Source organism: Mesorhizobium sp. M5C.F.Cr.IN.023.01.1.1 (assembly GCF_003997585.1).
Lineage (GTDB): Bacteria > Pseudomonadota > Alphaproteobacteria > Rhizobiales > Rhizobiaceae > Mesorhizobium > Mesorhizobium wenxiniae.
The window spans coordinates 1-10,055 of record NZ_RZSU01000168.1 but is presented as its reverse complement, the minus strand read 5'-3'; the positions used below and the strand labels follow the sequence as shown (position 1 = coordinate 10,055).

Sequence of the window (10,055 nt, the reverse complement as noted above, 5' to 3'; positions counted from 1 at the left end):
CCGTTCCCCGCCTCTGGACCCCGAAGGGTTTTAGCGAGGACGAGTGGACTCATGCCGAGAGTGCCGACGTGCTGTCCGGCAATGGCCGCTTCATCCTGCCGCTGCAGGCGTTTCTCAACCTCGACCCAGCGGTGCGCCGGTCGGCAAAGGAACGTCTGGGCGTGCTGCTTCAGCCCGGTGACCAACTCGAAAAAATTGCCGACCTGCTCGACCAGATATCGCTGGTGGCGTTGGCTTTCCCGGCTTTCAGTGACGGCCGTTCCTTCTCCAAGGGAGAACTGCTGCGCAGCCGCTACCACTTCGAGGGCGCGGTTCGCGCCACCGGGCAGGTTCTGGTCGACCAGCTCCCGCATATGCTGCGCCTCGGCTTCGACGAGTTCGAAGTGTCGCATCCGGTGCTTTTGAAACGGCTCGAGGAAGGCCGCACCGGCGGCCTGCCGCTGTATTATCAGCCGACCGAGAAGCCGGAGGCCAAAGGCCCTAAATATTCCTGGCGGCGGGTGCGCGCCGGCTGATCGCCGGCGCGAGCAGATCGCCGCATCTGGTCGGACCACCTTGCAGATTCAGTCTTTTATTTTCGGTGCCCTGCCCTTAGGATAGGCTCATTATTTCGTGATCCGAAATAAATGTCGCCACTAAGGGAGGAACCGGAATGGCTGGTAAGAAGATATTGATGCTCGTTGGCGAGTTCAGCGAGGAATACGAGATTTTCGTCTTTGAACAGGCTATGCATGCGGTTGGCCACACTGTCCATGTCGTCTGCCCTGACAAGAAGGCGGGCGATATCTTGAAGACGTCGCTGCACGACTTCGAGGGCCACCAGACCTATACGGAAAAGCTCGGCCACGACTACATCCTCAACAAGACCTTTTCCGAGGTGAATCCGGCCGAATACGACGCCGTCTATGCGGCGGGCGGGCGCGGCCCGGAATATATCCGTATCGACAAGCGCGTGCAGGCGCTGGTGCGGCATTTCCACGAGACCGGTAAGCCGATCTTCACCATCTGCCATGGCGCGCAGATCCTGATGGCGGTCGAGGGCGTGCTGCGTGGCAGGGAAGTCGCGGCGCTGCAGTATTGCGAGCCGGAAGTCACGCTCGCCGGCGGCACCTACATCGATGTCGCGCCGACCGGCGCCCATGTCGACGGCAATCTGGTATCGGCCAAGGGTTGGCCGGGCCTCGCCGCCTTTATGCGCGAATGTCTGAAGGTGCTCGGCACCGAGATCCGCCACGGCGAGATCCTGATGCGCGACGAACGCAAGGCGGCTTGAGCCAGGTCTTGGAAAACCGCCGCACCTGTGGTGCGGCGGTGCGTTTACGCAGTCATCCGCGCTTCGCGAAACGACACCAGCTTGCTGCGGCTCTCATCCCATAGCGCCAGCTTGACGCAGCGCAGGCTGTCGAGAAGCGTGACGCGGCCGATTTCGCGCAGTTCCGGATAGTCCCTCAGGACCTCCTGCAGTCGATAGCACGGCACCTTGGCGGAGAGGTGATGCACGTGATGGACGCCGATATTGCCGGTGAACCAGTTCAGCACCGGCGGCAGGTCATAATAGGACGAGCCGTGCAGGGCGGCGTGCTGAAACTCCCATTCGGAGTCCTTTGCCCACTCGGTCTCTTCGAACTGGTGCTGGACGTAGAACAGCCAGATGCCGGCGGAACCGGCCAGAACGACGATGGGCAAATGGACAACCAGGAACGCTTCGAAGCCGACGAACCAGACGAGGGCGGCGGTGGCGACCGCGATGGCCACGTTGGTGGCCATTGACGACACCCAGGGCGTGAGGCCGCCTCGCATCATGCCGACCGGCAGTCTCTGCTCAAAGATGAAAAGCCAAATGGGGCCGAGGCCGAACATGACGAGCGGGTGGCGATAGAGACGATAGGCAAGGCGGCCCCGCCAGGACATTTGCCGATATTCCGCGACAGTCAGCGTCTTGATATCGCCCGTGCCGCGCTCATCGAGATTCCCGGCGCTGGCGTGATGGGTGGCGTGGGCACGCCGCCAGCAATCGTAGGGCGTCAAGGTCAGGATGCCCAGCCCACGGCCTATCCAGTCGTCGGCGGTGCGGTTGGCGAAGAAGGAACCGTGGCCGCAATCGTGCTGGATCATGAAGATCCGCACCAAAAAGCCGGCGGCCGGAAGGATGAGGATCAGACCCCACCAATGACCATGGGCATAGGCAACCGAGGACAGTGCCCATAGCGTGGCAAAGGGAACGAGGGTGATGGCAAGTTCGACGGCGCTGCGCCGCCTGTCAGGTTTCTTGTAGCGCGCCAGGATCTTCAACCAGGCACGTTTGCTATTCGCCACAGCTTCGGGGGAAATCATGTTCATCAGGAATCATAGACAGACCATTCCGTCGCCGCAAGGCAGGGATCACGCCAAGTTACTGCGCGTAATTGTCGCGCGACGCGCAAGGTGCTGCAATGTGGAAGGGCATGCTTGGGTTCCGGCGGCGCGCAACGACAGGCGAATGTGTTGGTCTACCGCCGGTGGCCACCGGCGGCTACGCTGCTCTCGATGCCGTCCAGACGGTCGAGCAATTCCCTGAAACGATCGGGAATGTCGTTCTCCGTCCGGAACGCCGGCAGCGCACGCAGAAAGCGCGTCGTTGCCTCGGTGCCGAACTGGCGCCTGATGCCGGCCGCGAGCCTTTCACGTCTTTCGTCGTTGCTGCGGGCGCCATTCTTGTTATGGTCGCCGTTGTTGCGGGTCGTCATCTCAAAATCCTGTGTCGGCTTCGAAACTCTTCCAGCAGACGAATAGTTCCCCCATCGCAGCATCTTGGCAAGCAAAGCCGGCGGTTACAGTAAAATTTGAATTAATATCGAAAGGTCTTCATGATGCGTCGTCGAAGGGCGGGCGGCCTCTTCAGTACCGCTTGCCCCTTGATTTTTGGCCGCCAAACCTCGATATCGGGCACAAAATCCACATCATTCGAAATGACGGGAAACGGCGATGAGCGACCAGGCAAAAGACGAACGCGCGCCCGATGAAGCCGAGACGACCGGGGCTGCTACCGAACATACGGAAGGCAGCGTCGACGGCGACTACGAGGCGCTTGTGCGGCTGCTGAAGGAAAACGACGAGTTGAAGGACCGCGCGCTCCGCGTCGCGGCCGAGATGGAGAATCTGCGCCGCCGTACCGCCCGCGATGTGCACGACGCGCGTGCCTACGCCGTTGCCAATTTCGCCCGGGAAATGCTGTCGGTATCGGACAATCTGCGACGCGCGCTGGATGCGATTCCGGCTGAGGCCAAGGCGTCGGGCGATGCCGGCTTCAAGGCGCTGATCGAGGGTGTCGAGCTCACCGAGCGCGCCATGCTATCGGCGCTGGAGCGGCACGGGGTGAAGAAGCTCGAGCCGGAGGGCGAGAAATTCGACCCGAATTTCCACCAGGCAATGTTCGAGGTGCCCAATCCGGATGTGCCGGCCAACACAGTGGTCCAGGTCGTGCAGCCAGGCTATTCGATCGGCGAGCGGGTGTTGCGGCCGGCCATGGTCGGCGTTGCCAAAGGCGGTCCCAAGCATGTGGCTGGTGAAGCGCCGGTCGAGCCAGGGCCTGTGAATGAGCAAGCTGAGAAGGATGCGTGATTAGGTCCGTACCAATCGTGCGGCTTCATGCTATTCATATTCCCTATTCACCCACTCCCTTACTCCACTATGTCCTTGAACCCAATCGAGCTTCTCGACTATGCCGGCGTCGCCGTTTTCGCGGCGACCGGTGCGCTGGCCGCCTCGCGCAAACAGCTCGACATTATCGGTTACCTGTTCCTGGCCAGCGTCGCAGGCATCGGTGGCGGCACGTTTCGCGACGTCATCCTCAACGTGCCGGTGTTCTGGGTCGGAAACCGCGACTATGTGCTGATCTGCGCGGCGGTGGCGGTCGTGGTCTTCTTCAGCGCGCACCGCGTCGAATCGCGCTACAGATTGCTGCTCTGGCTAGACGCCATCGGTCTTGCCGCCTTTACGGTGATGGGTGCGGCCAAGGGGCTGACGATTACCGGCTCGCCGGCCGTTTCGATCGTTACCGGCATGCTCACCGCCACCCTTGGCGGCATTCTTCGCGATCTGTTGACCGGTGAGCCTTCAGTGCTGTTGAGACCGGAGATCTACGTTACCGCAGCACTTGCGGGCGCCGCTCTCTACACGCTTGGCGATTTCGCCGGGCTGCCCCCGCTCGCCTCGGGCCTGGCAGGCTTCATGGCTGCTTTCTGCGTGCGTGGCGGCGCGCTCAAATTCGGCTGGGCCTTTCCGTCCTACAAGAGCAGGCCTGGTCGGCGACCGGAAGATATTCCGTGAAATGAGAAGGAGTAGCAATAGTGAGTAGCGAATAGGGACAACAATCCGCAGCGAGTTGGCGGAACTCCCGCTACTCGCTACTTCCTATTCGCTACCCCCTGGAATCTCAAGCGGCGAAGCGCTGGGCTTCCCCGCCATAATAGTTGACGTAGCGGGCGCCGATCTCCTGGACCGGCATCACCACGAACACGTCGACCGTCGAGAATTCGCGGTCGATGACGCAGCCGTCGCCGATGCGCGCGCCGACGCGCAGATAACCCTTGACTAGCGGCGGCATCGCCGCGATCGCGGCCTTGGCGTTGACCGCCTCGATCGGCATCAGATCCATGGAACAGTAGCGCCCGGCGACCGCACGCACGTCCCAGGCCGAATTCGTCCGGCAGTGATGGGCGAGATAGGTCAGCGCTTCGGCGTGCGCCGCCGGCACGGTGCCGTGGAACGAAGCGCAACCGGTCATCACGCCGATCCCGTAATGATTGATATAGGCCCAAATACCTTGCCAGAGCGCCTCGATGGTGCGCTTCGAGCGGTATTCCGGCAAGACGCAGGAGCGGCCGAGCTCAAGGAAACGCTGGCCGGGGTGGCGGGCGATAAGATTGGTCAGCTCGAATTCGCCCTCGGAATAGAAGCCGCCGGCCGCTGCCGCAATTTCCTGCCGCAGCAGGCGATAGGTGCCAACAATGCGGCGATGCTCGGGACCGGACAGCGAGGTGTCGAAGACGAGCAAATGATCACAAAGCGGATCGAAATGGTCGGCGTCGCGGCGGTCCTGCACCTGGAACAGGTTCTTCCTGGCGCCAAGCTCGTCATAGAACACCCGGTAGCGCACTTCCTGCGCGGCGGCGATCTCGGCCTCGTTGCGGGCGAGCCGCACTTCGAGGTTGCCGATACGGCCGAGCGCTTCGCCTTTTGTGACGGCATCGACGTTCCGCCCGGTGAGCAAAGCACCGCTGGCGTTCGGCCGAGCGTCACATTCCGGCATAACTGTATGCACGAGTGATTCTCCTTCGAGCCATCCCTCTTGGCACGGGGATACGGTGTAGGTGCAACAGGATTGTGACAGTACCGTGATACGGTGCTGCGGGCAATACTTCGTCGGCTGGGTAATCCTTCAACCGGCTATGTTACGCAGGGAAGTCAGGAAGGACAGCCGGCGGATCACGCGGCCACGTGGCCCTCGATCGCATGGACAAGCGCGTCGGGGTTGAGCGGCTTGGTGACGAAGCCGCTGGCGCCATGGGCGAGCACGGCGTGGCGGGTCTTTTCCTGACTGTCCGCCGAAAGTACCATGATCGGAACCGGCAACGCGGCGGTTTCCTCCTCATGCCGGCGGATCGCGGCTATGGCGTCCAGCCCGTCCATGACAGGCATATGCAGGTCCATCAGCACCACGTCGAAGCGGTGCTTGTGGCCGGTGCCAGTGACGGCCTCGACGGCGGCCTTGCCGTTGCCGACCACTTTCACGCGATGCCCGGCCTTCAGCAGCGTGGCGCGGGCAAGCATGGCGTTGATGTCGTTATCCTCGGCGATCAGCACCGACAGGCCCTGCTGGGGGCCGCCAATGGCGCGGACGGATGGTGCGCCGCGCTTTTCCGGCTGTGGCTGGGTGAGGGCAGGTACGCTGCGGGTCAAAAGCACGCGCAGCAACGTTTCGCCACGCACCGGCCTTGCCAGGAAAGTGGCGTAGCCGCTGGCGCGGAACTCGCCAAGCATGCCGCGGTCGGTCGGCGCGATCAGCGTGATCGCCTCGCAATCGGCAAAGCCGCTCTGGCGAAGGCGGTTGAGCAATCTGCCGTCGCCCTCCTCCATGGCCGCATCGACCAGAAGTACTTCGCAGCCTTCTGCGAAGGACGCTGCCTGCGCGGCGGTCGCGGCCAGATCGACCTTGCCGCCATTGGCGCGGATGGTGCGGGCGATGGCGTCGGCCTCGATGGCGTTATTCGACAGTATCACTGCGCGCAGCCCTGACAGCACATTCTGGCGGGTCTGCGGCGGCTCGGTGGCCGATATTGCAGGGATCTCGAAGACGAACTCGGAGCCTTGGCGGAGCCGGCTCGAAACTGAAATCGTGCCGCCCATGGCGATTACTAGGCGCTTGGAGATGGCAAGACCAAGCCCGGCGCCGCCATGCGCGCGGGTCGACGTGCCATCAGCCTGTTCGAATTCCTCGAAGATACGGTCCATATCGTCCTCGTGCAGGCCGGGACCGGTATCGGCGACGGTGAAGCATATGCGGTCGGTCGTTTCGGTGCGGGTACGAGCGATGCTCACCAATACGCCGCCGCTGTCGGTGAACTTGATCGCGTTGCCGATCAAGTTGAGCAGCACCTGCCTGACCCTTCCCGGATCGGCGGTGATCATCTGCGGCACGTCGGGTTCGACATGGCAGCCAAGGCCGATATTCTTGGCGAAGGCGCGCGCCGCCAAGAGTTCGATGATGTTGTCGGCGATCTCGCGCACCGACATTGGCTGCGGTTCGGGATCGAAGCGGCCGGCCTCGATCTTGGAATAGTCGAGCAGATCTTCGATCAGCGCCAGCAGCGCGCTGGCCGAGGTCGAGACGGCGCCGACATAGGTCCGTTGTTCGGGTGAGAGATTGGTGTCCGCCAGCAGCCTCGCCATGCCCATGATGCCGTTCATCGGCGTGCGGATCTCATGGCTGACGGTGGCGAGGAAGCGCGATTTGGCCTGGCTTGCATATTCGGCTCGCTCACGGGCGGTGATCAGCGACGATTCGGCATGCTTGCGGGCGGTAATGTCGCGGGCGATGGCGCGATGCGAGACGGCGCCGCTCTCCTTGTCGCGCACGGACAGTTCGATCCATGAGAACCAGCGCGGGCCGCTCGGCGTGCTAATGGCGACGTCGGTGGAGCTCAGGCATTCGTGGTCGGAAAAAGCGGCATCGGGAACGATGCCGACGTCGATGCCGAGTTCGGCCAGGGTCCTGCCGGCAAGATCGCGCTGGTCGGCTCCGACAAGATCGGCGAAAACCTTGTTGGCATAGACGATATGGCCGTTACGGTCGCGGTGGACGACGAGATCGCCAAGCGCGTCGATCAGCCCGTGGAAGCGTTCCTCGCTCTCCTGCATCTCCCACATGCGGTCGGCCAGGGTCTCGACCTCGGCGCGGCTGCGAGCTGCGGTCTCGCCAAGGATGGCAACCGTGCGACGCTCCGTGCGCCTGGCACGCAGATGCAAGGCGAGACCGGCCATGCCAGTCGCCAAGAGGCCAACGGTGATGAAGATCGGCGCGCCGGTCAGGTGCGACAGCCCTGCCAGCACGACGATGCCGACGAGCGTCAGGAACGGCAGGCCTTCGCGATTGGCGGCGGGCAGTTCGGGCGCCAGTGGCGGCGCTGCGATATGCTGCCGCCTTGGCGCCTCCGGGCCGATCTCGTCGACGCTTTCGGCGCTCTCTGTTTCTCTGATGCCGGATTCCGTGATCATGCGGAATCCTTGCCAGACAGAGATTATGGAAAATTGCGGCCGATCGTTCGAATTTTATCGGTCGCGCGGTTTTTTGCCTTTCTTTCGTGCAAAAACGGCAGGCGCCAGAACTCACATATCCACCACTACGCGGCCACGGATCTTGCCCTCGACGATGTCGTGCGCGGCGTCGATGATGCCGTCAAAGCCGATGGTCGTGGACAGGCTGGCGAGCTTCTGGAGGTCGAGGTCCGTGCCGATGCGGCGCCACGCCTCCATGCGGACCGGCTTTGGCGCCATCACCGAATCGATGCCGAGCAGGCAAACGCCGCGCAGGATGAACGGGGCGACGCTCGCCGGCAGATCCATGCCGCCTGCAAGGCCGCAAGCGGCGACGGCGCCGCCATAGGAGGTCATCGAAAGGACGTTGGCCAGCGTGTGACTGCCGACCGCATCGACGCCGCCGGCCCAGCGTTCCTTGGCGAGCGGCTTTGCCGGCTGGGCAAGCTCGTCGCGCGAAATCACTTCCGCAGCACCCAGGTCGATCAGGTAGGGGCTTTCAGCGCTGCGGCCGGTCGAGGCAATGACATGATAGCCGAGGCTGGACAGGATCGAGACCGCGACCGAGCCGACGCCGCCGGCCGCGCCCGTCACCACCACCGGGCCGCGATCGAGCACGATGCCGTGCCGTTCCAGCGCGATGACGCAAAGCATGGCGGTGTAGCCTGCGGTGCCGATCGCCATGGCATCATGCGGGCTCATGCCCTGAGGCAGCGGCACCAGCCAGTCGCCCTTGACTCGGGCGCGCCCGGCATAGGCGCCAAAATGCGTTTCGCCGACGCCCCAGCCGTTCAATATGACCTTGTCCCCCTTGCGCCAGTCGGCATGGGAAGACGAGATGACGGTGCCGGCGAAATCAATGCCCGGCACCAGCGGCCAGCGGCGGATCACCGGCGCCTTGCCTGATATGGCGAGCCCGTCCTTGTAGTTCACCGTCGTCGCCTCGACGGCGACGGTGACATCGCCTTCCATCAGGTCGGCCTCGGTGAGGTCGGTCACCGCGACCGACTGTTTCTTCTCGGCGTCGCGCGAAACGAGGATGGCTTTGAAGGTTTCGGGCATGTCTTCTCCTCGGGCTTCTCGAAGGGGCACTGTATGGCGGCAGAAGGCCAGGTCAATCGCTTGAGGGCTTGGCCTCGCGCCGCCAACCGATGAGTTCGTCGAAGACGACCACCACCGCGCCGACCGCGATGAAGGCATCGGCGAGGTTGAAGATGGCAAAGGACCATACCGGGGTGTGGAACAGGATGTAGTCGATCACGTGACCATAGGTAGCGCGGTCGAACAGATTGCCGAGCGCGCCGCCGACGATCAGCGCGAAGCCGATGCGGGTAAGCACGTGGCTGGGCGGGGTGCGCGCCGCCAGATAGAGCACGAATGCGACGACGAAAGCGGCGATGACCACCAGGCCGGTGTCGCCGAAGGACGAAAACATCGAGAAGGCAATGCCGGTGTTGTAGGTGCGGTACAATGCCAGGAACGGCACAAGATCGAGCTTTTCCTGGAAGGCGAGGCCGGTCTCGACCAGATATTTCACCCACTGGTCGAGCGCTATCGCGGCGGCGACCAGCAGGATGTAGGGGAACCACGATTTTGCCGTTTGAGATTTCACCATTTGGGATATCACGGTCTGGCGTCCTCCGGGGCAAGTTTCAGCGCGCCGCGCCGGATCTCGAAAAGCATAATACCGGTGGCAACCGCGAGATTGAGCGAATCGGCCCGGCCGGCCTGCGGAATCCGCAGCAATCTGTCACAGCTTTCGGCTAGGCTTTCGGGCAGGCCCCGCTGTTCGTTGCCCATCATCAGCAGCACCGGGCTTTCGGAAAAGTCGACCGAGCGGTAATCGACCGCACCTTTCAGATGTGTGCCGGCAACGAGGCCAGGAAAGCTTTTTCGCCACGCGAGGAAGGCGTCCGGCGTCGCCTTGGCGACCGGCACGGCGAAGATCGAGCCCATGGTGGCGCGCACGGTCTCGACGGAAAAAGGATCGGTGGTCTCGCCGACCAGTATGACGCCCTTGGCGCCAACGGCATCGACGGTGCGGATGACGGTGCCGAGATTGCCTGGGTCGCGCACGCGGTCGAGCGCCACCCAGACGTCGCCGTCTCGAGCGCGGATGTCCTTCAGCGGCAGGAACTTCTGCGAAAAGACGCCGACCACCATTTGCGGGTTATCGCGGCGGGTGATGGCGACGAGCACTTTTTCCGAAACTTCGAGCACGGTGCCGCCGGCGGCAACCGTGCGCGCCGCGGCCTTTTCGA

11 protein-coding genes are annotated in these 10,055 nt (G+C 63.1%); 4 read left to right on the top strand and 7 right to left on the bottom strand.

Annotation, left to right across the window (positions count from 1 at the left end):
- A partial coding sequence (locus EOA78_RS33700) for a DUF934 domain-containing protein (protein WP_164784062.1) occupies positions 1-515 on the top strand: 515 nt, incomplete at its 5' end.
- Between the two features lie 137 nt (positions 516-652).
- Positions 653-1,273, top strand: a complete 621-nt coding sequence (locus EOA78_RS33695; protein ID WP_127319850.1) for a DJ-1/PfpI family protein — start codon at positions 653-655, stop codon at positions 1,271-1,273.
- Positions 1,274-1,317: 44 nt separating this feature from the next.
- Here the strand turns inward: EOA78_RS33695 and EOA78_RS33690 are convergent, their stop codons facing one another.
- Together EOA78_RS33690 and EOA78_RS33685 are read right to left on the bottom strand one after the other, a co-directional pair.
- Positions 1,318-2,340, bottom strand: coding sequence for a fatty acid desaturase (locus EOA78_RS33690; RefSeq protein WP_127319848.1), 1,023 nt, complete (start codon positions 2,338-2,340; stop codon positions 1,318-1,320).
- 149 nt (positions 2,341-2,489) lie between these two features.
- A complete protein-coding gene (locus tag EOA78_RS33685) occupies positions 2,490-2,726 on the bottom strand; it encodes a hypothetical protein (RefSeq protein WP_127319846.1) in 237 nt (78 codons plus the stop codon).
- A gap of 238 nt (positions 2,727-2,964) precedes the next feature.
- Here EOA78_RS33685 and grpE point away from each other — a divergent pair, with 238 nt between their 5' ends.
- Positions 2,965-3,600, top strand: a complete 636-nt coding sequence (gene grpE / locus EOA78_RS33680; RefSeq protein WP_127319844.1) for a nucleotide exchange factor GrpE — start codon at positions 2,965-2,967, stop codon at positions 3,598-3,600.
- 75 nt (positions 3,601-3,675) lie between these two features.
- Positions 3,676-4,308 carry a trimeric intracellular cation channel family protein gene (locus tag EOA78_RS33675; protein WP_127319852.1) on the top strand — a complete coding sequence of 211 codons (633 nt, stop codon included), beginning with the start codon at positions 3,676-3,678 and terminating at the stop codon, positions 4,306-4,308.
- 106 nt (positions 4,309-4,414) lie between these two features.
- Here EOA78_RS33675 and EOA78_RS33670 read toward each other — a convergent pair whose 3' ends face one another.
- The 5 genes from EOA78_RS33670 to EOA78_RS33650 all read right to left on the bottom strand — a co-directional run.
- Positions 4,415-5,302, bottom strand: a complete 888-nt coding sequence (locus tag EOA78_RS33670) for a GNAT family N-acetyltransferase (RefSeq protein ID WP_095520256.1) — start codon at positions 5,300-5,302, stop codon at positions 4,415-4,417.
- 164 nt (positions 5,303-5,466) lie between these two features.
- Positions 5,467-7,755, bottom strand: a complete 2,289-nt coding sequence (locus EOA78_RS33665) for a PAS domain-containing hybrid sensor histidine kinase/response regulator (protein ID WP_127319842.1) — start codon at positions 7,753-7,755, stop codon at positions 5,467-5,469.
- A 111-nt stretch (positions 7,756-7,866) separates the two neighbouring features.
- The gene (locus tag EOA78_RS33660) at positions 7,867-8,856 is read right to left on the bottom strand and encodes an MDR family oxidoreductase (protein WP_127319840.1); all 990 of its coding nucleotides are present in this window, start codon (positions 8,854-8,856) and stop codon (positions 7,867-7,869) included.
- Between the two features lie 52 nt (positions 8,857-8,908).
- Complete coding sequence (lspA, locus tag EOA78_RS33655; protein WP_127319838.1) at positions 8,909-9,409, bottom strand: signal peptidase II; 501 nt, start codon at positions 9,407-9,409, stop codon at positions 8,909-8,911.
- 8 nt (positions 9,410-9,417) lie between these two features.
- Positions 9,418-10,055, bottom strand: a 638-nt coding sequence (locus EOA78_RS33650) for an RNA methyltransferase (protein ID WP_164784061.1), incomplete at its 5' end; no start/stop codon positions are given.

Bases quoted from the DNA above. Each gene is read 5' to 3' on its own strand.
- EOA78_RS33660 (WP_127319840.1), bottom strand. From the start codon at position 8,856: ATGCCCGAAACCTTCAAAGCCATCCTCGTTTCGCGCGACGCCGAGAAG.
- grpE (WP_127319844.1), top strand. From the start codon at position 2,965: ATGAGCGACCAGGCAAAAGACGAACGCGCGCCCGATGAAGCCGAGACG.
- EOA78_RS33690 (WP_127319848.1), bottom strand. From the start codon at position 2,340: ATGAACATGATTTCCCCCGAAGCTGTGGCGAATAGCAAACGTGCCTGG.
- EOA78_RS33665 (WP_127319842.1), bottom strand. From the start codon at position 7,755: ATGATCACGGAATCCGGCATCAGAGAAACAGAGAGCGCCGAAAGCGTC.
- lspA (WP_127319838.1), bottom strand. From the start codon at position 9,409: ATGGTGAAATCTCAAACGGCAAAATCGTGGTTCCCCTACATCCTGCTG.
- EOA78_RS33695 (WP_127319850.1), top strand. From the start codon at position 653: ATGGCTGGTAAGAAGATATTGATGCTCGTTGGCGAGTTCAGCGAGGAA.
- EOA78_RS33685 (WP_127319846.1), bottom strand. From the start codon at position 2,726: ATGACGACCCGCAACAACGGCGACCATAACAAGAATGGCGCCCGCAGC.